Annotated in this window: 7 protein-coding genes; 1 reads left to right on the top strand and 6 read right to left on the bottom strand. The window is 69.2% G+C overall.

Features of this window, described 5'->3' with window-relative positions:
* Positions 1-91: 91 nt before the first annotated feature.
* The 5 genes from JYA75_RS02435 to JYA75_RS02415 all read right to left on the bottom strand — a co-directional run bounded on the left by JYA75_RS02435 (position 92) and on the right by JYA75_RS02415 (position 20,973).
* Positions 92-13,849, bottom strand: coding sequence for a non-ribosomal peptide synthetase (locus JYA75_RS02435; protein WP_203329665.1), 13,758 nt, complete (start codon positions 13,847-13,849; stop codon positions 92-94).
* Between the two features lie 892 nt (positions 13,850-14,741).
* Positions 14,742-17,060 (bottom strand): glycoside hydrolase family 3 C-terminal domain-containing protein, encoded by a 2,319-nt coding sequence (locus JYA75_RS02430; protein ID WP_203329664.1) that lies wholly within the window; start codon positions 17,058-17,060, stop codon positions 14,742-14,744.
* Entirely contained in the window at positions 17,057-18,289 is a 1,233-nt protein-coding gene (locus JYA75_RS02425; RefSeq protein WP_065923167.1) for an MFS transporter, read from the bottom strand. The genes JYA75_RS02430 and JYA75_RS02425 overlap by 4 nt, the downstream gene beginning before the upstream one ends.
* Before the next feature lie 232 nt (positions 18,290-18,521).
* Entirely contained in the window at positions 18,522-19,439 is a 918-nt protein-coding gene (locus JYA75_RS02420) for an alpha/beta fold hydrolase (protein WP_168578934.1), read from the bottom strand.
* A 16-nt stretch (positions 19,440-19,455) separates the two neighbouring features.
* Complete coding sequence (locus JYA75_RS02415) at positions 19,456-20,973, bottom strand: NAD(P)/FAD-dependent oxidoreductase (RefSeq protein WP_006946415.1); 1,518 nt, start codon at positions 20,971-20,973, stop codon at positions 19,456-19,458.
* A 185-nt stretch (positions 20,974-21,158) separates the two neighbouring features.
* Here JYA75_RS02415 and JYA75_RS02410 point away from each other — a divergent pair, with 185 nt between their 5' ends.
* Positions 21,159-22,346 carry a helix-turn-helix domain-containing protein gene (locus tag JYA75_RS02410; RefSeq protein WP_006946413.1) on the top strand — a complete coding sequence of 396 codons (1,188 nt, stop codon included), beginning with the start codon at positions 21,159-21,161 and terminating at the stop codon, positions 22,344-22,346.
* Between the two features lie 163 nt (positions 22,347-22,509).
* On the opposite strand, the gene JYA75_RS02405 is transcribed toward JYA75_RS02410, so the two are convergent.
* The gene (locus JYA75_RS02405) at positions 22,510-23,391 is read right to left on the bottom strand and encodes a LysR family transcriptional regulator ArgP (protein ID WP_050034400.1); all 882 of its coding nucleotides are present in this window, start codon (positions 23,389-23,391) and stop codon (positions 22,510-22,512) included.
* Positions 23,392-23,422: the final 31 nt, after the last annotated feature.

Genomic DNA, 23,422 nt, shown 5'->3' with positions numbered 1-23,422 from the left:
CGCTGCGACACCGTCCGCGCTGCGACACCGTCCGCGCTGCGACACCGTCCGCGCTGCGACACCGTCCGCGCTGCGACACAGTATCGACCCGTCACCGGGGAGATCGGTGGCGCTCATCGATTCGACCGAGATGGTCCGCCAGAATCGGGCCGATGACCGAGGTCGCTTCGGGATTCATCATATGCAGGTGATCACCCGCGACGACGTGCTCGACGATCGAGCCCGTCACGGTCTTCCGCCACAGCCCCGGTGATGTCTCGCCCGAGTCGTCCAACGAGTTCGCGGCAGCGAAGAACAGCATGTCGCCGTCGAATACCTCCAGCCCGAGTTCCGGTCCGGTGCGGTGCACCTCGGCGTACGCCCCCAGTATGCGCTCGAGATCGCTTGGTGTGAGACCTGTTTCGTGCCCGAGCATACGGTTCACCTGAGTGAGCGCGGTGTCGAACGAAATGTCCGTAGGCTCGGCGCTGTCGGCGTCGATACCCAAGCTGACGAGAACCTCCGCGAGAGTCAGCTCTTTTCGAGCGCGCTCGATCGGGTAGTAGTCGAGCATCACGAGATCGACGGCCTCTCCCGCGCTTCGCAGTTGGACCGCCATGTGGTGCGCGATCAGGCCGCCCTGCGACCAGCCGAGCAGATGGTAGGGGCCGTGCGGTCGCACCGCCCGCAGCTCCTCGACGTAGCGATGGGCGAGGGCGTGGTGGGACGCATAGGCCGGCCCGCCGGAGAGGAGGGGGAGCTGAAGGCCGTACACGGCACGGTCGGGAAGGTACCGCAACAGTCCGGCGTACACCCAGGAGATGCCGATCGCGGGGTGCACGCAGAACAGTGGAGTACGGCTGCCCCCCGCCCGGAGCGGGATCAGCACTTCGAGCGCCTCGATCGTCGACGGCGTGCCCCCACCGGGACGGGTATCCAGGCGATGTGCCAGGCCTGCCGGTGTGGGTGCGAGGAAGATCAGCGGTAACGGGACGTCCCCGGAGAGTGTCGATTTCAGGATGGCGGCGACACGAACGGCGCTGAGAGAGTTTCCTCCGAGGTCGAAGAAGTTGTCGTCGATCCCGACGCGTTCCAGGTCGAGCCCAGACGCGAAGGCCTCCGCAACGATGCGCTCGGTGTCGGTGCGCGGGGACCGATACTCCGACCGGCTGAACTCCGGGGCCGGTAGCGCCGCCCGATCCACTTTCCCGGTGGGTGTCACCGGCATCGCCGGGAGCACTGTCAATGCCACCGGCACCATGTACGACGGCAGCACGGCTGCCAGGGAACGGAGGATCTCCGCCGGGTCGGCCGGTGCGTGTGCGGGCACGATGTAGGCGACCAATTGCTCGCCCCGCCCACCGTCGCGGACCACGGCCACGGCCTGGGCAACCGCGGGGTGCCGCACCAGCGCCGCCTCTACCTCTTCCAGTTCGATGCGCAATCCCCGCACCTTCACCTGGAAGTCGGAACGCCCCACATATTCCGGTTCGAGTCGCCCGGTCGTGTCCGTCCACCGCACCAGGTCACCGGTGCGGTACATCCGTCGTCCCGGCGCTCCGAACGGGTCGGCCACGAATCGGGTTGCCGTCGTTCCCGGTTGCCGGTGGTATCCGCGGGCCAGTCCCGGACCCGCCACGTACAGTTCCCCGCTCACCCCGACCGGCACCGGCTGTATCCGCCGATCCGTCACCACCTCGGCGAATCCGGGCATCGGTACGCCGAGCGTGATCGGTTCGTCCGCCGCCAATGGGTCGCGGACATTCGACATCACCGTCGTCTCTGTGGGTCCGTACCCGTTGACCATGCGTCTGCCGGTCGCCCATCGCTCGACGAGCCACGGTGGACACGTCTCACCGCCGACGCACACGAATGCGAGTTCGTCCAGCCCCGACGGATCGATGGTGGCCAGCACGGTGGGGGTGATGTACAGATGCGTGATCCGCGCGGTACGCAGAAGTGCCTTCATCTCGGCGCCTCCGTACACCGTGGGTGGCGCCACCACCAGCTGTCCGCCGGCCGCGACGGCCGTGAGGTACTCCAGCAGCGATGCGTCGAAACTGGGTGAGATTGCGTGCAGAACCCGGGATTCGGAGTCGGCGACACCCGCACACCACTGCGCCGGAGTTGTCAGCCCCCGGTGGGTCACCGTCACTCCCTTGGGTGTGCCCGTCGAGCCCGACGTGAAGATCACGTACGCGGTGTTGTCCGGCCGTACCGGCGCGAGCCGGTCGGTATCGGTGACGGGAGACGCAGGAAATCCGGACAGATCGAGGGCGTCCGTGCGTATCACAGGCACTGTTCCCGGCAGCTCGATCCCTTCCGAGGCCAGCACGCACATCGGCTGTGCAGTTTCGAGGACGTGTGCGATACGTTCAGCTGGGTGATCAGGGTCGATCGGCACGTACACGCCTCCGGCTTCGAGGATTGCGAGCGTCGCCACCAGCTGGTCGACGGATCGACGCATCGCCACGATCACGGGCGCCTCGGGACGGACGCCCCGGGAGATCAACCATCGCGCCAGCCGGCTGATCCGGGCTCCGAAGTCTGCATAGGTCAGTTGTTCTCCGTTCCCGACGACTGCGATCGCGTCCCGATGGCGGGCTACCTGTCCTGCGAGCATCTCGGTCCACGTCGCCTCGGATACCGGGACCGCCGGGGAACTCCCGACCGGAGCCAGACGCCGACGTTCGGCTTCGTCGAGCAGGTTCAACCGACCGAGCGTCGTCTCGGGTTCGTCGACGACGGCGTCGAGCACTCGGACGACCCGCCTCAGGGTCTGCTCGGCACTTCCGCGGTCGTACAGGTCGGGTCGGTAGCTGATACGCAGGTGCAGCAGGGGGTCGGTGTGTGCGATCAGTGCAACGGGGTAGTGACCGGAGTCGCGGGCGGTCACATGAGTCACTCGCATGCCGGCGACATCGGTGGCCCGACTCAACGCGGCCCGGTCGACGGGATACGACTCGAACACCGTCAGCGTGTCGAAGACGGCGGCCGGCCCGGCTGCCCGTTGGATGTCCGCCAGCCCGACGTGGTGACTGTCGAGCAACTCGGTCTGTTCGGCGCGGACCCGTTCGAGCAACTCCGTGAGGGTCCTGTTCGGATCGACGCTGATGCGTACCGGCACGGTATTGATGAACAGCCCGACCATCTCCTCGATGCCGGGCACCGTCGCCTGTCGGCCGGAGACGGTGCTGCCGAACACGACGTCGCGAAGCGAGGTGAGCGTGGCCAGCACAATCCCCCACGCGACCTGCACGAGGGTGTTGAGCGTCAGGGAATGCGTGCGTGCGAATGCCTCGAGCTGTCGTGTCCGGTCCTCGCCGAGCGTCCGGGACGTTTCCTCGGAGACGGCACCCACCGGCTCACCTCGCCGGCCCGGGACGACCAGAGTCGGGCCGTCGACTCCCCTCAGATAGCGGGACCATGCCGAACATGCGGCGTCGGAATCCTGGCGGCCGAGCCAGATCAGATAGTCCCGGTAGGCGTGGGGTGGGGGCAGGACCGATGTGTCACCCGCACCGGCGTAGAGGACGAGCAGTTCCTTCAGTAGCAGCGGCGCAGACCACCCGTCGAGCAGGAGGTGGTGATTGGTGAACAGCAGCCGGAAGTCGTCGGGTCCCATCCGGATCAGGGTCAGTCGCAGCAGTGGCGCGACGGCGGTGTCGAAGCGCGCGAGCCGGTCCTCGCTCAGGATCCGGTCCAGCTCGGTGTCGCGGACGGCGACGTCGACGGCCGTCAGATCGATCTCGCGGAGCGGGAGTTCGATCCCGCGCTGGACGACCTGGACCGGGTTGCCCTCGTCGAGTACGAAGGCGACCCGCAGGTTCGGGTGTCGGACCACGACGGCCGCAGCCGCATCCCGCAGGCGCCGCGGGTCGATCCGCCCCTGCAGATGCAGGGTGAGCTGCACCGTGTAGGCGTCGACGGAGTCCGCCTGGATGGCATGGAACAGCAGGCCGCTCTGCAGGGGAGTCAACGGCCAGACGTCCTCGAGCCCCGGACAGCGGTGCTCGAGATCGTCGATCGCGCGCTGGGACAGCGGCACCAAGGACAGATCCGACGGTGTGTGGCCGCCGGCGCCGGGCACCGTGGTGTCGAGGGCCAGCGCGATCAGGGCCTGCCGCCACCGTTGTGCCAGATCGGTTACCTCGTCCGTCGCGAGCACGCCGGTCGGGAACGTGAACGATGTGCGCAGCATCGGCCCGGTGTCCGTGTCGACGACGACGGCGTTGACCGCCACCGCGGCGGCCGCCGGCTGAGCCGGATCTGTGCCGGGCCCGAGATCGATGTCGGCGATCGGTATCCATCCGGCCTCTCGGGCGCTTCCCGACGAGGTGGTCGCGACCCGGCCGAGATAGTTGAAGGCGATCTGCGGTTCGGGACGGGACTCGAGCGTCGTGCGGTACTCGTCGTCGATCCAGCGCAGCATGCCGTACCCGATGCCGTGGTCGGGAACGGCGAGGAGTTGTTCCTTGACCGCTTTGACCGCATCGATACCTCTTCCGGTGCCCGTCGCGAACACCTCGGACGAATCGATTCCGGACAGATCGAGCCGCACCGGGAACATGGTGGTGAACCACCCGACCGTCCGGGACAGGTCGGCGCCGGGTACCACCTGTTCTTCCCGACCGTGGCCTTCGAGCCCGACCAGGACCCGATCGGTGTCCTGTCCGCGAGCGCGGCACCACGTGATCACCGCTGCGCCGAGGGCTGTGAGGAGGCCGTCGTTCACGCCGCCGTGGACGGCGGCCGGCAGTGCGGTGAGGAGGATCTCGGTGGTGACGGTCGGCACGTCGACGGTGATCGTGTCGAGGGTGGCACCGACATCCTTCGCAGTGTCGAGGAACCGCGAGCCCAGGGGAGGCTCCTCGACCGAGAGCATGTCCTGCCACAGATCCAGTTCTGCGCGCCGGTTTTCGCTGCGGGATTCCTCGCGCAGCCCGTGGGCCCATCGGCGCATCGAGGTGTGCTCGGCTTCGAGTTCGGGCTCGAGTCCTGCGACGGTCCTTCCCCACGCGGTGGCGAGGTCCGGCACCAGGATGCGCCACGACACGCCGTCGATCACCAGGTGATGGGCCACCAGCAGCAACCTGCCGATCGGTCCCGCATCGAACCACACCGCTTGCAGCACGATCCCGGACGTGAGGTCGAGCCGCCCGGTCGCGGCATCGAGTGCCGCCCCGACGGTGGAGGTGAAGTCCGGGCCGGTGACCGAGTCGACCGGTATCCGAAGGAACAGCTTGTCCGCGTGTACCGTTCCGGCCGGACGTGTTTCGAGGCCCCATCCGGATGCGGACTCCGAGGGGAGGTGCAGTCGTGCGCGCAGCATGTCGTGCGCATCCACGACCGCCTGCAGAGCGGCCGTCAGATTCGCCTCGTCCGCCTCGGCGGGGAGGGTGAGCAACACGGATTGGGAGAATCGGTCGAAGCCACCGCCGCGTTCGAACAGCCATCGGTGGATCGGGAGCGGGGTGATGTCGCCGATTCCTCCTCCGGGCAGTTCCGGAAGCGCCTCGTGGCCCTGTGCGAGGGAGGTGGCCACGGCGGCCAACGCCGAAACGGTCTTGTGTTCGAACACGTCTCGTGGCGAGATGAGCACACCCGCCGCCTTCGCCCGTGCGACGAGCTGGATCGACATGATCGAGTCCCCGCCGAGCGCGAAGAAGGAATCGTGCGCTCCGACCCGCCCGAGTCCCAGCACTTCGGCGAAGACGGCGGCCAGTGTCTCCTCGGTGGGTGTCGACGGCGCCTGGACGTCAGCGCCCGGGATCGCGAACTCCGGTGCCGGCAGGGCCCGATGGTCGAGCTTTCCGTGCGCGGTCAAGGGGAGAGCGGCCATGTGCACGAGTGCGGACGGAACCATGAAGTCCGGAAGTCGCTCGGAGACGAAGCGGCGGATCTCGTCGATGCGGGTACTCGCGGCGGGGTCGTTGACGTATCGAGCGAGTGGACCGATCGGTCCTGCCGGGAGATACACATCCGTGACGGCGGCGGGATAGGTGTCGTTCGTCTCCCCGGCGATGAAGACGGCGTCCATCCCGCCTGGCGTGGGGAACCAGGTCACCGCGACCGAGTATCCGAGTTCCTTTCCGACGGAATCCAAGTCGTGCGGCATCCAGCCGTCTTGCGTCGGAGCTCCGTCGAGCAGGTTCTGCACCGGCACGTCATCGGGTGCCTCGTCGAGCCGGTCGGCCAGCGCGACGGCACGCACCAGCCCGGCGTGCGGTACCCCGTCGACACGCAACATGTCCGGCCGATGTGCGCGGAGGTGGTCGCACAGGGCCGCCATCGTTCCCCACCGGTGCCACGGTTGCCTCGGGGCGTCTCCGAGGGAGCGGACCGGCGCCGGACCGGTACGCAGGATCACCTGATAGCGGTGGCAGCTGAGTTCGTTGACCGCGTGCATCCGGCCGAGCTGGGTCTCTGTCCCCGTGATGCCGGTCAGGTGCTGCGGCAGTGAGGTGAAGAATTCGGGAGCGAGCAGCAATTCCCGCTCGGTGAGCATCGCTCGGCGGACCCGTTCGCGAACGACCGATGCGGTGTCTGTCACGCCGGCACGCGCGAGTTCCACTCCGGCCGCGAACTGTGGCAACGATGCCAGGTTCCGAACGTCGCCGAGGTACAGCGCCCCGCCGGGCGTGAGCAGTCGCAGTGCCTTTCCGAGTACCTCGAGCAGATACGCGGCGTCGGGGAAGTACTGGACCACCGAGTTGAGCACCACGGTGTCGAAGTGGCCTTCGGGAAGACCGTCGGTCACGTGAGCGGGCTGCGTCCGCAGCCGCACCCGCTGCGCCCACGGTTGTCCGGCCACCTTGACACGCAGCGACGCGATCGCCGATGCGGCGAAGTCCGTCGCCCAGTACTCGCCGCATTCGGGGGCGAGTTCGGCGAGCAGCAATCCCGAGCCCGCGCCGAGTTCGAGCAGCCGGTGCGGTCGCAGCGTCCGGATCGACTGCACGGCCGCGTCCCGCCACTGCCGCATCTCGTCGAGGGGCAGTGGTCGACCGGTGGCGCTGGCGTTCCAGCCGCCGAAGTCCTCGTCGAGCGACAGTGCCGGTGAGGCGGGGACGGCCGCCGCCGCGTCCGAGTACACGTCGTCGTACAGAGCCTGCCAGCGCTCGACCGCTTCCGACTCCCGGGCTGCCTCCGCCCGCAGGGTCAGGTCCCGGTCGAGGACGACATATCCGACCAGCTGCGTGCTCGCGATGTCACCCGGTACCGCGCGCGGGACCACCGCCGCCTGTGCGACTGCGGGATGGGAAGTCAGGACCGCCTCGACCTCACCGGGCTCGACCCGGAATCCACGGATCTCGAGCTGGTCGTCGACGCGGCCGACGAATTCGAGGTCTGCGGCTCTCACCCGCCCGGTTTCCGTGCGTTCGCGGGACCGCCATGCCACGAGATCCCCCGACCGGTACATCCGCTGCCCGGGCGCCCCGAACGGGCATGCGACGAACCGGCCCGCCGTCATCGCCGGCCGGCCGTGGTAGCCGCGTCCGACGCCCGCGCCGGCCAGGTACAGCTCCCCGGGCACCCCGACCGGTACCGGTTGCAGGCCGGCATCGAGCACGAACACCTGCACGCCCTCGATGGGTGTTCCGATCGGCACCGAGCTGCTGCCCGGTTCGTGGGTGGTCGGCACCGGATACAGGGTGGCGCAGACGGTGGTCTCCGTCGGTCCGTATGCGTTGACCACGAGGGGGCCGGGATGCGCGGCGCGGAAGCGGTCGACGGCCGCCGGGAACAGCGCCGCACCAGCCGTGACCACCTGGTCCACGTGATCCCATACCCCGTCCGTGGCGATGCCGGGATCGGCAAGCAGATGGAACATCGGAGTCGAGACGAACACGGCTGTGACACCGTGGTCGAGCACCGTCTGCGCGATATCCATCGGATCTGCCGGCCCGGGCGGGGCGAGCACGAGCTCGGCGCCGGTGAGCAGGGCCGGCCAGATTTCGTACACGGACGCATCGAATCCCGGCGAGGACGTCATCGACATCCGCTCCCGCGGCCGGTTCGCGGGCCAGCCGTGCGAGACCAGGTGGACGAGATTGCGGTGGGTGATCGCCACGCCCTTCGGCACGCCGGTCGAGCCCGAGGTGTAGATGAGATATGCCGGATGCTCGGGACGCAGTGGCATTCGCCGATCGGAATCGGTGACGGGACCGACTCGCGTCGTCGGGTCGCCGACCGATGCTCCGCCGGGGTCGAGGAGCAGCACGGGGCATGCCGGGGACCGCAATCGACCGGCGACGACAGCGTCGCTCAGCACCAGGAGCGGGGCGGCGTCCTCGAGGATGAACCTGGTGCGTTCACCGGGATAGCCCGGGTCGATCGGCAGATACGCGCCGCCGGCCGTCGACACCGCCAGCAGGGCCACGATCGATGCCGCCGAACGATCCAGGGCGACCGCCACGACCGACTCCGGGCCCACCCCGAGGTCGATCAACCGGTGGGCCAATCGGGTCGCGCGAGCCGCCAACTCCCGGTACGTCCACTGTTCGGTACCGGACGTGAGCGCCACCGCATCCGGGTCGGCGGACACCTGCCGGGCGAACAGCATCGGTACCGTTGTGTCCGGGACGGTCACCGTCGTGCCGTTCCACTCCTGCAACACCTGCACGCGCTCGTGCGGTTCGAGCAGGTCCACCAGGACGAAGCGGCGTTGCGGACACGTCACCATCGACGTGAGAACCCGGACGAAGCGCGCCGCGATCTGCTGCACGGTGCTGCGATCGAACAGATCGCTCGCGTACTCGATCGTTCCCCGCATCCCTCCGGGCGAATGCGGTGTCGCCGGCACATCGGACAGGCTGAAGAACAGGTCGAATCGGGCCACGCCGGCCGTCACCGGCTCCATCGCGACCTGGAGCCCGGGATAGTCGAGCACAGGAAGCGGGTTGTTCTGCAACGCCATCGCGACCTGGAACAATGCGTGATGCGCGGTGGACCGGACCGGATTGAGCAGTTCGACGAGGCGTTCGAACGGCGCGTCCTGATTCTCGTACGCGGCCAGCGCCTTTGCCCGCACCTGGTCGAGAACCGCTGCGAAATCGTCGAGTCCGGACAGATCGACGCGCAGCACCCAGGAGTTGACGAAGAATCCCACCAGGTCGGCCAGCAGCTCATCGGTACGGCCCGCTACCGGACCGCCGATGAGGATGTCGGTTCCGGCGCCGAGCTTGTGCAGTAGCACGGCCAGTGCCGACTGCATCACCATCGATGTGGTCGCTCCGCGTGAGCGGGCCAGCTCGTCGACTGCTTCCCGCAGCGACGCATCGACGGTGAACTCGACCGTTCCGCCCTCGAACGACTGCACCGGAGGCCGGATTCGATCCGTCGGCAAGCGGAGCTGCTCCGGCGCATCCGCCAATTCTGCTCGCCAGTACTCGAACTGGCGATAGAGCATACTGTCCGGATCGGTCTCCGTACCGAGCATCTCCCGCTGCCACAGCGCGTAGTCCGCATACTGCACCGGCAGCGGATCCCAGTTCGGCGCCGATCCTGCGGCCCGGGCCGCGTATGCGGTCATGACGTCGCGCACCAGGGGGACCATGGAGGCGCCGTCGCCGGCGATGTGGTGGAGCACGAGCACCAGAACGTGCTCGTCGGGAGATTGCCGAAGCAGCGCCGCGCGTATGGGGATTTCGGTGGAGAGATCGAAGCGGTACGCGACCTCCGCCCCGACCGCGTCGGCCATGAGTTCGCCGGACACCGTTGTCACGGGGAGCGACAGCGTGACCTCGTCGACCGGCAGGATCTGTTGGAAGGGAATGCCCTCTTCCTCCCCGAACACCGTGCGCAGGCTCTCGTGGCGGGTGACCACATCGGTGAAGGCCGCCACCATGGCCGCGACGTCCACTTCCCCACGGAGACGCGCCGCCATCGGAAGGTTGTACGTCGTCGACGGCCCCTCGTATCGGTGGATGAACCACAGTCGACTCTGGGCGTAGGACAACGGAATCCGCTTCGGCCGCCGCTGCGGGACGAGCGGCGGCCGCGCAACACCGCACTCCGCGAGCCGCGGTACCAGTCCGGCGACGGTCGGGGCCTCGAAGACGGTCCTGATCGGCACCTCGGCCCGTAGGGTCGCGCGGATCCGGGCGACGAGTCCCGTGGCCAGCAGCGAGTCCCCGCCGAGGTCGAAGAAGCCGTCGTCGAGGCCTACCCGGTCGGGAGCGACGCCGAGTACCTGGGCGAAGGCCCCAACCAGGGTCCGTTCCAGCGCCGTGCGCGGCGGCCGGTACGCCGATCCTCCGAACGTCGGGACCGGCAGTGCATTCCGGTCGATCTTGCCGTTGGCGGTGACGGGCATCGCGGCCAGCACCACCACTACCGCGGGCATCAGGAAGTCGGGCAGCGCGGTCGCCACCGACTTCTGTACCTCTGCCCCGTCGACGACCTCGCCCGGGCGGGGCACCACGTAGCCCACGAGATGCTCGATTCCACCGTCGACCCGGAGCACCGCCACTGCCTGACCCACCCGGTCGTGGCGGAGCAACGCCGCCTCCACCTCGCCGAGCTCGATTCGCCGGCCTCGCAGCTTCACCTGAAGATCCGCGCGTCCGACGTACTCGAGCCGCAGCAGCGAGGTTCCGCCGACCGGTGCGCTCGTCCCGGTCGACCAGCGCATCAGGTCTCCGGTGCGGTACATCCGCCGCCCCGGCGCCCCGAACGGATCCGCCACGAACCGCGTCGCGGTGGTCCCGGACCGGCGGTGGTACCCCCGCGCCAGAGCCGGTCCCGACAGGTAGAGTTCCCCGACGACGCCGACGGGTACGGGATGCAGGCGTGCGTCGAGCACGATCGCTTCGAATCCCGGCCCCGGATTCCCGAGTCCGACGCCGTCGCCGGGCAGAAGATCGTCGGTCGTCGCCTGCACCGTGGCCTCGCTGGGACCGTACCCGTTGACCATGCGCCGGCCCGGTGCCCACCGCTCCACGAGGCCCGGGGGACACGATTCGCCGCCGACGATCACGAAGACCAGGTCGTCCAGACTTCTCGGGTCGAGGGTGGACAGGACCGCCGGGGTGGTACACCAGTGCGTGACGTGCTCGGCGGCGAGCAGTCGTGCGAGTTCGGTGCCGCCGTACACCCCGGAGGGTGCTACGACCAGCTGAGCCCCGACACCGAACGCGAGGAGCATCTCGAGCACTGCCAGATCGAAACTGGGCGACGCGCCGTGCCATACGCGCGCCCCCGGCTCGGCCGATGCCGCCGCAAAGGCCACGAGGTTCGCCAGTCCGCGATGCGTGATCACGACACCTTTCGGCGTCCCCGTCGACCCCGAGGTGTAGATCAGGTACGCCGGATGATCCGCCCTCAGCGGCATCACGCGGTCCGTATCGGCCACCGCCGTCCCGCGCCGGGCCGGCGGGTCGGCCATCCGGGGATCGTCGAGCACCACCCACCGCACGCGTTCCGGCATCCGAGCACGCTGGGAGACCGTCGTCAGTCCCAGGACCGCGCCGCAGTCGTCCAGCATGAACTCGATCCGCTCGGCCGGGTAGGTCGGATCCACCGGCACGAACGCCGCGCCCGCCTTGGTTACCGCCCATACCGCCACCACCGAGTCGGCCGACCGCTCGATCCCGATCGCGACGAAGCGTTCCGGACCCGCACCGAGGTCGATCAGGCGCCGTGCCAGCCGGTTCGTCTGCTCGTCGAGTGTTCGGTAGGAGATCCGGACCGTCCCACACGACACCGCAACGGCCTCCGGGTCCGCGGACGCCGCAGCCGCGAGGATGTCCGGCAGACGTCGCACCGGGACTCCGTCCGGGCCGCGCGCCGGTACCAGAGTCGCCCGTTCCTCCGGGCCGAGCAGATCGATGTCGCCGATCCGCACGGACGCATCCGCCGCGATCGCCGTCAGAATCCGCGTGAACCGGTTCGCGAACCCGCAGACGGTCCCCTCGGCGATCGGCTCGGTCGCATACCGCATGCTCACGCTCATGCCGGTGGTGATGCGGTTCCGCCGCTCGGTCACGGAGATCTGCAGGTCCGCTGTGCCGAAGCACATGCTGTCGTAGGTCGTTGCCGTGCACGTATCCGGCTCGCCGGCGGAAGACTGTGCCTCGACGTGATGTTCGAGCGTCACCCGATACAACGGTGACCGAGTCCCGTCCTGACTCGGACCCAGTGCCTCGGCCAGGCGTCGCGGGGACACGTCGGCATGTTCGAAGGCCTCCCGGTCGGTTCGGCCGAGCTGCGCAACCAGGTCGTCGAATCTCATCGCGGAACCGGCGCGAGCACGCAGGACGAGGGCGCCGACGACACCGTCCACCTCGGCGTCGGATACTCCGGTGCGCGGAACCGGAGTGCCGATCGCGACGTCGTCGACACCGCCGAGGCGTGCCAACAGTACCGACACCGCGGCATGCAGAACGACGAACGAATCGACGTGCTGCTCGGCGGCCAGCGCGACCACGGCGCGGCACGAGTCATCGTCGATCGGGAACCGAACTGTCGCAGGATCTTTCGTATGGCGGATCGGCGAGGGGCCGATCGGCAGCTCCGGCGGCGTGGGCAGCCCCGCCAGCGTCGATGTCCAGTAGTCCACGAGCGATGCGTCCCGGAAGCGGCGTTCCGCCTCACGCGCGCTCGTGCGATGGATGGAGCCGAGGGGGGTTCCCGGATCCGCAGCGACGAATTCTTCGAGAAGTTCCGCGATCTGGGTGCACTGCCGGCGTATCTCGTCTTCTCGATACCGATTCGGATTGGCGCGGAATTCGATCGTGGTCGCCGCCGGTGAACCGGCGGGACAGACACTGATCATTCGATCGCCGACCGGTCCCCGGGACAGGACATGGACGGTACCGGGGACCGCGCCCAGTCCCAGCTCCTGCTCGAAGAGCATCACATTGACGAGGGGCACCGAGAAGCGGGACACCGCGTTCCCCGTGGAGCGCCGGATGTCCTCGATCCCGCAGCCCTGATGGCGTAACGCTCCCAGCAGTTCGAGCTGCATCCGCCCGACCAGCTCACCGAGCGTGTCCTCGGCGTGAACCGCGATCCGCAGCGGGACGACGTTGACCAACATGCCGGCCGAATGTCGTAGCTGTGCGGTTGTGCGAGCGGAGACAGGGATGTTGACGAGTACGTCGCCGCTGCCGGACAGCCGCGAGAAGAAGCATGCGAAAGCCGCGAGAACGACCGCCGTCGGCGTTGCGTTCATCGTCTTGGCGGACCCCTGCAGGTGATCGGAGGCGGCTGGGGACAACTCCGCAGTCTCGACGAGGGACGTGACGGCCGGAGGCACTGCGGTGTCTCCGGTTCCTTTGGGCGCGGCCAGCATCCGCTGCGACCAGTAGTCACGATCGGCGGCGAACCTGCGCGATGCTCGATACTTCCGGTCCCGTTCGTACAGGGTGCGGAGGTCTGTCGACGGTCCGGCGTCCGCCGCGCGGCCCTCGAGTGCGGCGGCGTACAACTCCGCGCCCCGATTCATAAGGATCATTGCCCCGTAACCGTCCAGCACGATGTGATGGGCTTTGACGTAGACCAGGAAGTCGGAGTCGTCGATGCACAGGACCGCGATCTTGCACATCCGGTCGGCGAGCAGGTCGACGGGGCGTTCGACGTCTCGCCGGAGCCACTCCTCGGCGGCGGCCCTCGGCTCACGCCGGTCGCGGAAGTCCAGAATCTCCGTCCGAAAGTCGAGTTCCCGATCGACGATCTGGAACGGGCGCCCGTCGATCTCGATCAGGCGCAGGAAGACGGTCTCGAACTCGCGACCGGCGGTTTCGGACACGGCACGCAACAGATCGAGATCCAACGGCCCGGGAAATTCCACGTACTGGGCGATGACGAAGGGGACCTGGGGGGCGAGCTGCTGCGCCAACCAGATCCCGTACTGAGCCGGTGACAAGGGGAACGCTTCGGGGGGGATCCGACCATCGGGGAATGGATGTGCGTGGTGGCGTAGGGATGGGGCGGCCATATCGGTCCCTTGTGTCCTGGAAAAGACGGTGGCGCATCCGATGCGGGACGCTGTGCGCGACGAACGAACGGGCGCGCTGTCTCGGCCGGCGCTCGTGGGAGGTTTCAGGAACGGGCACCGCCCTTCACGGAATTGCCACCGACAATCGGTGGCAATTCAGGCGGGCGGGCTGATATCGGTGCAAGAGAAGATGCCGATGCGCAACCTTCTTTCCGCGTGCGCCCCGGTCCGGGCCGTCGCACCGGAAGCGGGGTGGCCCGTTCCCTGCGACGGCCGGGGTGATTCCCGCGGCTGTGTGAGCCGGCGTGCTTGCACAGCATAGGCTCCCGCCTGCTCGCGTCGCAATATTCGGGATTCCATATCGGCAAGGTGGGAAGAGTCCGGACCGTTCTGTCGTGATCGGTGCGCAGCCCGCCCTGCCTCTTTTGATACTCAGGGCACAACGTTGAGGAACGTATGGGAATTGTCGGACCCGGAGTGTGTGATTCCGGAAGTTACGCCAATTCGACTCCGTGATTCCGGGCGTACAAACGTCTTCCGGTCTGCTCTGCGTCAGTGCTCGGGTGCACGGGCGCGGAAAGGATTTTCGACCGAGTTGGGGCACGCGATTTCCTCACCGAATTCGATTCCGGAAGGTGAATGCAGAATTTTGCGAATCGGCGGAACAACTTCGATCGTCTCTTCGATTCGGGTCACACGGTTTCTCGCATTCGATTCCCCGGAAATCGGGGCCGTGAGAAATCGGCGATTCGAGGAATCGGCGCGCACCCCTCGGAATTCGGAGAAAAACGACGAACGACGATCGGCGGGCGGTGACGTCTCACGGTCCGCCCGGCTGCCCGGGCGGCGTCGGAGCCGGGTGGTCCCGGTTGCCCGCGGCCGCGTCGGTGGCCGAGTTCGCGACCGTGCCACCGAGCGCGAGGAGTTCGTCGAGTTTCTCCTGAGGGACCGGGATCGGCAGGAACGTCAGGAACTGGGCCATGCGCATCGATTCGACCATGCGCAGCAGCCCGGCGTGTTCCTGCGGATCCGGGGTGGGAGCGGAACCCGTCGCCCCGGCGAGGACCTCGAGGAACGCCGGTCCCACCGTCGGATGCGAGAACCATTCACCCACCGTCGATTCCATCGAGAGAGGGCGCGAGACCACATCGCCCGCGAGCGTGACGGTGCGCGCCTCGAGCACCGTGGCGGCGTCGGCGCACACCTGGATCGCGTATTCACCGGGCGCCACGACCCAGTCGTCGAGCTCGACGTCCCAGTACGCGAAAGCCCTTCGTTCCAAGGTCAACTCGACGTCGCGCGCCTCGCCGGGCGCCAGCTCGATCTTCTCGAACGCCCGCAGTTCGCGCACCGGGCGTCGCACCGGACCGGCGTCGGTGGCGACGTACATCTGCACCACGTGCTTGCCGGCACGGTCGCCGGCGTTGCGCACGCGCACGCGCACCGCGACGGTGCCGTCGCCCCCCAGCGCGACGTCGAGGGACTCGGTGACGAACGTCGTGTAGCTCAGGCCGTGTCCGAACGGGTAGCGGACGGCGCGGCGCAGGGTTTCGTAGCCGCGGTAGCCCACCATGACGCCCTCGCCGTAGCGGACGTGCCCCTGCTCGCCGGGGAAGTTGAGGTACGAGGGGGTGTCCTCGAGTCGCAGCGGGACGGTCTCGGCGAGGTGTCCGGACGGGGTGGCGACACCGAGCAGCAGATCCGCGATCGCCGACCCGCCGGCCTGCCCGAGCAGCCAGCCGTCGAGGATCGCATCGACCTCGTCGTGCCAGCCCTCGAGCGAGACCACGCCGCCGTGGGCGAGGACGACGACCGTGCGCGGTGCCGCCCGCGCGACGGCCCGCACGAGGGCGACCTGCACCGGCGGCAGGTCGAGCGTGTCGCGGTCGAAGCCCTCGGATTCCTCACGTTCGGTGAGGCCGGCGAACACGACGGCCACGTCGGCGGCGGCCGCCACGCGCACCGCCTCGTCGAGCAGGGCCCGGGCATCGCCGTCCGCTCCGAGCGGGAAGCCGTCGGCCGCGGACACCGTCAGGCCGTGGGCCGCGGCGAGCGCGCGGACGGCGTCGAGCGCCGGATCGACCCGGGTCGGCGCGATGTGCGAGCTTCCGCCGCCCTGGAATCGGGGGGTGGTGGCGAACGATCCCAGCACCGCGACGTGCTGGCCGCGGCGCAGCGGGAGGACGCCGTCGGCGTTCTTCAGCAACACCGCGCAGTCGGCGGCGAGCCGGCGCGCAAGCGCGTGCTGGCCGTCGAGGTCGAGGTCGAGGTCGCCGGCGGCCGGCCGCACGAGGTCCGACAGGGCCAGGACCCGGTGGGCGCTCGCCTCGACGAGACGCGGGTCGAGGCGGCCGTCGCGCACGGCGTCGACCACCTGCCGGTCGGTGCCGCCGCCGCTGCCCGGCATCTCGAGGTCGAGCCCGGCCGTGACCCCGGCCACCCGGTCCGCGACGGCGCCCCAGTCGGAGACGACGACCCCGGCGAATCCCCACTGCTCGCGGAGCACCTCGGTGAGCAGCCATCGGTTCTCGGCCGCAGATACGCCGTTGACCTTGTTGTAGGAGCACATGACCGCCGCGGGCCGGGCCTCGGCGACGACTCGTTCGAAGGCGGGCAGGTAGATCTCGCGCAGGGTCCGGTCGTCGACGTCCGCGCTGACCCGCATCCGGTCCGTTTCCTGGTTGTTGGCGGCGAAGTGCTTGACGCACGCCCCGACCCCCACGGACTGGAGACCCCGCACGTGCGCCGCACCGAGGACGCCGGAGAGCAGCGGGTCCTCCGAGTAGTACTCGAAGTTGCGTCCGCACAGCGGTGAGCGCTTGATGTTGACGCCCGGCCCGAGGACCACGTGCACGCCGAGGGCGCGCGCCTCCCGTCCCACGGCGCGGCCCACCTCCTCGGCGACGCTCCGGTCCCAGCTCGAGCCGACGGCGACGGCGAGCGGGAAGCACGTCGCGGGCAGGCTGGCGTGCAGGCCGAGGTGGTCGCTGTCGCCGGACTGACAGCGCACGCCGTGCGGGCCGTCGGTCAGGACGACACTCGGAATCCCGGCCTCCTCGATGGCCTCGGTGCTCCAGAAGTCGTGGCCGGACAGCAGGGCGGCCTGCTGTTCGAGGGTCAGGTCGGGGCGCGTGGTCATCGCCGGTGTCCTTCCGTCCGCGACGATTCGCCGGGGCTGCGCGGCGCGTCGACGGCGCGGGGGTGCTCGGCGACGGCCAGCCGGCGGGCCCGTACCAGCGCGACCGCGAACGCCGGGACGGCGAGCACGAACAGAGGCAGGCTCGCGCCGGTGGTGGGCTCGAACAGCACGAGCAGCAGCGGCAGCGCGAAGCCCAGGTAGGTGCCGACGTAGAAGACGCCGGTCAGCGTCCCGCGCGAGGTCTTCGGCGCGAGTGACTCCAGGTCGAGCAGGCCCTCGCGCAGGCACAGCCCGTAGGCCACCCCGAGCACGGGTGCCGCGACGGGCAGCAGCCACAGCGGCGGGTGCGCCCCGCCGGCGCCGACGAGGAGGAACCCGAGTCCGGCGAGGACGGCGCCGGCCGTCCCGGCCTGCGGGCCCCACTCCCGCCGACGGGCCACGGCCTGCACGACGATCCCGGAGCCCAGGGCGAGCAGCGCCGCGGCCCCGGTCAGCGCCGGTCCCGCGTACGCGCTCGCGACCCGGGCCGGAAACGTCACGAAAGCGACTGTGACGCAGGCGAACACCCAGGGTGCCAGCGGCAGCGACCAGGACAGCGCACCGGCCACCGACCGGCCGTGTCCCGGCACGACCGGCTGCAGGTCCGCCGCCGCGTAGTGGGCCGGCCGGCTCCACACCGTCGCGGCGGTGACGGCCGCGGCCGACAACGCGGCCGAGAGCACGAACGGCAGGGACAGCGGCCGGGGGCCGAACTCGGCGAGCAGACCGGACACGAAAGGCCCCAGGGCGAATCCGGAGCTGAGCGCGACGCCGGCGAGCACCGTGCCGACCTTCCCGCGCAGGTCGGTGGCCCAGGCCGTGCCCGCACCGATGGCCAGGCCCGCGCCGATGCCCACGACGAGGCGGCCCGCGACGAGTCCGGCGGCGTCGTGCCGGACGAGCAGCAGCACGGTGCCGACGAGGGCGATCGTCGCACCGGGGAGGACGACCGCCGCACGGCCGGTCCGGTCCGAGAGTGCGCCGCCGCCGACGAGACCGGGCAGCAGCCCGAGCGCATAGATGCCGAACACCCCGTCGAGCAGCGCGCGCGAGAGGCCTTCGTGCTCGCGCAGGACGGGGATCATCGCGGCGAAGTGGTTCGCCGCCCACCCGGTGGTGACGAGGACGGCCAGCACGCCGGCCAGGGCCCGGCTCAGCTGTCGTGCCGGTGCAGGTGCTGCTGTGGTCATCGTTCGTCCTCTCGCCGGGGCCGGACCCGTCACGCTAACCGACCGGCCGCTCGGGACGCACCGGTGGATGCTCCGAGGGATGTCGAGCGGCTGCGGTCGGGGCCCGATGCTCGAACGTGTGAACGTGTGCACTGCACAGGACGTGGTAGATCTCGACTCTCCGCCGAGCGAGTCGCGCACCATCGGAATGTCATGGGCGTCGAGCGCGAGCAGCTCGGTGGAACGGTGACGATCAGCAGGGCCGCGCCGGATCGAGGGCGCGGATCAGGAAGCTGAGCTGGTCACGCAGCATCCGTTGTTGCCAAGGACCGTCGTAGACGTCGAAGTGATCGACGGGGTACTCGCACAACAGTGCAGTGGCCCCTGCCCTCTTCGCGGTCCTGCGCGCGGCGACGGGCGGTGCGACACGGTCGTGTGTGCCCACCTGCACAAGGATTGGGCAGCCAAGGCGGCCGGCAGCGGTGATGGGCCGGTTCACGGCCACCTCCAGTGCTGTGCGCGCGCAGATTTCGTTGCGCCACGTCGGTCCGGCGATCGAGGTGTAGGCCTCCTCGGCGCCGGAGGCGCTGATGATCGCCACCTTTCCCGGCCGCGCCACCACCGGGATGTGGTGCGGCCGGCGTCCGGTAATCCGGCGAGCGAGGTCGCGCAACCCGTGGCCGGTGGTGCGCACCAGTTGACCGGCTCCGGCGTAGCGGGCGATCTGCATCGCGGCTGCCAGTCCGTCGGTCGCGGGGGTCATCGATACGATTGCCGCGACGCGCCTGTCCTGCGCGGCGACTGCGACGACATGACCACCGGAGTACGACGTTCCCCACAACGCGATTCGATCGGCGTCCACGCCGGGCAGGTGACGGGCGGCGGCGATCGCCGCGTGATAGTCCTGGCGCTGACGCCGGAAGGAAACATCCTGGCGCGGTGTTCCTTCCGAGTCGCCGAAGCCGCGGTAGTCGAAGACCAATACGTCGATGCCGTTGTCGGCGAACCCGTCGGCATAGCCGATCAGGCCGGTGTCTCGGGTGCCGCCGAAGCCGTGTGCCATCACCACACACGGCCGGCCGGCCGTGCCGGCCAGCACGTCGGAGGTAGCCGGAACATGCCAGGCGGCGCAGGCGACGCCGTGGCTGGGGAAGGTCAGGTCCTTCTTCATCTCGGTCGCTCCGTTCCTACGACGCGACGGCAGCCGTGCGGCTGGGCGCGAACTCGAGCGCCGGATCCTCGACCGGCCCGCGACGCAGCCGCTCGACGTCCTTCTCGTAGGCCATCTGTACCGTCCACGGGCCGCTGGTGCCGCCGCGCGGGAACTTCGCAACGGCCCGCTGGACATATCCCGAGCTCATCTCGACCACGGGGACACGGTCCATGTGCGGATCGTCGAGCACTGGCTCGACGGTGCCGTAGCCGTGGCTGTCCATGTAGTCGAGCAGTCGGCAGAAGTGCTCGCACACCAAGTCCACCTTGAGGGTCCAGGAGATGTTCGTGTAGCCCAGCGCGAACACGAGATTCGGCACGCCGGACAACATCATCGCCTTGTAGACCGTGGTGTCGGGCAGGTTCACGCGCCGCCCGTCCACGCTCAGTGCGATCTTGCCGAACGGTGTCATGTTGAGGCCGGTCGCCGTGACGACGATGTCGGCGGCCAACTCCTGACCCGATTCCAGCAGAATCCCCTCCTCGGTGAACCGCTTGATCCGGTCGGTCACCACCGAGGCCTGCCCGGCGGATATCGCCTTGAACAGATCCCCGTCGGGGACCATGCACAGGCGCTGGTCCCATGGGTTGTAACGCGGGGTGAAGTGGGTGTCTACGTCGAAGCTCTTGGGCAGCTGCCGGCGCACATCGGCGATCAACAGCTTGCGCATGAGCTTGGGCGCGCGCTGGCAGGCCTTGTAGATCCCGCGGTTGAGCATGATGTTCTTGCGCCGGACGATCCGGTGCGCTCGGGTGGGACCGACCACCTTGTTCAGGGTGTTCGCGATCGCGTCCTCGGCCGGTATCGAGAACACGTAGCTCGGCGAGCGCTGCAGCATCGTGACATGACCGGCCTTGCCGGCCATCGACGGGATCAGCGTCACGGCGGTCGCGCCGGAGCCGATGACCACCACGCGCTTGCCGGCGTAGTCGAGGTCCTCGGGCCAGTGCTGCGGGTGGATCAGCCGGCCCGCGAACTCCTCCACACCCTCGATGTCGGGCGTGAAGCCTTCCTCGTAGTCGTAGTAGCCGGTGCCCAGGAACAGGAATCGCGCGGTGAAGTGCACGTGCTCGGCGCTGCCGGACGATTGCGCGGTGACGGTCCAGTATCCGTCCGCCGAGGAGAACTCTGCGCCGATAACCCGGTAGCCGAAACGAATGTGCTGGTCGAGACGGTTCTCGGTGACGGTCTGCCTCAGGTAATCCATGATGATGTGCCCGTCTGCGATCGACTTCCGATGCGTCCACGGCTTGAACCCGTAGCCGAAACTCGGCATGTCCGAGTCCGAGCGAATGCCCGGGTAGCGGAACAGGCTCCACGTGCCGCCGATCGAATCCCGGCCCTCCAGGACTGCGAACGTCGTACCGGGACGGCGTGTCTGGAGGTGATACGCCGCGCCGATGCCGGAAATGCCGGCGCCGACGATCAAGACGTCGAAATGCGTGCTTGCCGTATGGCGACCGGTCGGCTCGGTGGTCGTCGGGATGCTCATGGTCGGTCTCCTCGAGCGGTGCGCTGGGGCGTGACGGCGTTCACAGTAGGACCGCAACGGCACCCGTTGACATGTATTCCGGCACACTATTTGCACCCATATGTGTGCTGTGGCACACTTGGTGCGTGCTCCGTGAGCCAGTGGCACCCGAAGTTGTTTCCCTCGTCGGTGACGTCGCCGAATTGATGCTGCGTGAACTCGATCAGCTCGTCGCCGAGATGGACGCCGCCGAGGTGGCGGTGGCCCCGATGCTGGGCGCGGACGCGGCGATCGTCGCGGAGATGTCGGCGAGCAACCGCGCCAATGCCGCGCGCCTGCTGACCACCCTCGCTCGGCGTGACGTCGGAGGCGCGCCGATCGACGTGCCGCCCGAAGCCCTCGACGTCGTCCGCACCGTCGTGCGCCGCGGCATCGACCTCGAGGTGATCTACCAGGCCTACCGCCGGGGCCAGAACGTCGCCTGGCAGCGGTTTCTGGCTCATGCCGGACGGATCGTCCCGCCGGGGCCACAGTTCGTGGAGTTGTTGGAGGTCACCTCGCAGCTGATGTTCGATTACGTCGACCATGTCGTGAGCCGTGTCATCGCCGACGCCCAGCGGGAACGCGAGGAGGTGCTCGGCGGCGCGCTGGCCCGCCGCGCCGAGACCGTGCACCTGATCCTCGACGGCGCCCCGATCGACCCCCGCCGAGCCGGCGAACGCCTCGGATACCAGCTCGCTCGCCGCCACACCGCACTCGTCCTGTGGGCCGAACCGGCGGGCGGGACGCAGGGGGCACTGGAGTCTGCCGCGACGCTGCTGGCCCAGGCCGCCGGCGCCCGCACACCCCTCACACTGCCCGCGGGCACCTCGACGCTGTGGGCGTGGTTGGGCACCGAATCCGAACCCGCGCTCGGCACACTGCGCGGAGAAATCACCAAGGCGCAGTCGAACATTCGGGTCGCCGTCGGCCCCACCCGAGCGGGCATCACCGGCTTCCGCCGATCACACGACGCCGCGCTGGCCATTCAGCGCCTGGTCAGCGGGCAACGCGACGGCGACCGCGTCGCGCTCTACCGCGAGCTCGAGGTCGCCACGTTGGCCGCTCGCGACCTGGACCGGGCGGCCGAATTCGTCGCCACAACACTGGGCCCGCTCGCTGCGGACACACCCAGCGCGGCTCGTCTCCGCCAGACATTGCGGGTGTTCCTCGAGGAAGCCGAGAACGCCCCTCGCGCCGCCGCACGCCTGCACACCCACCGCAACACCATCCTGCAGCGTGTCAGCCGCGCAACCGAACTGCTCGGCCACCGCCCCGGCGAGCGCAGGCTTCCCGTCGAGCTCGCGCTGGAGTTGGCTCACCACATCGGGCCGCGAGTCCTGGCCCGTGACTGAGGGACAACGCCCGCGGTCGGTGGGCAGGGACCGGTCTTGACGCCCGGCGGGTTCCCGCCTCCGTCCGCAGTGCTCGCGTCGGGCCGGTAGGGGCGCAGCGTCACGTCGCACTCGCCCGTTTCGGGTGCTGGCAGCCAGTTGGATCACTCGCCCATCCTCACTGTCAGCGCAGCACCTCCCGGGCGGTCCGCCGGACGGCGTCGGTGAGCGCGTCGAGCACCGGCGACTCGAGCCGCCACCGCTGCCAGTACAGCGGTACGTCGAGCGGATCGTCCGAGTCGAGGAAGACGAGTCCTTCGGTGTCGGTGAGCATCGGTTCCGGCAGCATGCCCCAGCCGAGGCCGAGCCGTGCGGCCTCGACGAACTCGGCGGCGCCGGGCACGTAGTGCCGGGGCGGGTCGAGCCGGCGCCGGGTGCGGCGCCGCAGGAACCGGTCCTGCAGGTCGTCCTTGCGGTCGAAGCTCAGCATCGGGGCCTGCCGCAGCGACTCGGCGCCCGCGCCGCCGGGAAACCAGCGGTCCGCGAAGTCGACGCTCGCCATCGCGTGATACCGCATGGCGCCGAGCTTTTCGGAGACGCACCCCTGCACCGGCTCGGGCACCGACGTCACGGCGGCCATCGCGGTGCCGTCCCGCAGGCGCGCGGGGGCGTGGTACTCGTCCTCGCGGTGCAGTTCGAACAGCGCGCGATGACGCTCGGGCATGCGGGCCAGGGCGCGCAGCATCCACGTCGACATCGAGTCGGCGTTGACGACGAGGGGAACCGACACGTACTCGTCCCGGCCGGCGGTCAGCCCGAGCGCCTCGGCGGTATCCTGCTCGAGCCGCGCCACCTGCCGTGCCAGCCGCATCACCGCCTCGCCCGCGGCGGTCGCGGACACCGGACGGGTGCGCCGCACCAGGACCCGGCCGGCCTGCTGCTCGAGGGCCTTGATCCGCTGGCTCACCGCGGAGGGGGTGACGCGCAGGACGGCGGCCGCGCCGTCGAAGGTGCCCTCGTCCAGCACCGCGGCGAAGGTCCGCAGCTGCGCGAAGTCCAGATCCATATGAAGCAACTCTAACGGTACTGAAGAAAAA

The organism is Rhodococcus sp. PSBB066 (genome assembly GCF_017068255.1).
GTDB classification, from domain to species: domain Bacteria; phylum Actinomycetota; class Actinomycetes; order Mycobacteriales; family Mycobacteriaceae; genus Rhodococcus; species Rhodococcus aetherivorans.
Note: the sequence above shows the minus strand (reverse complement) of the source record. Positions and strands in the feature narration are given on the sequence as shown.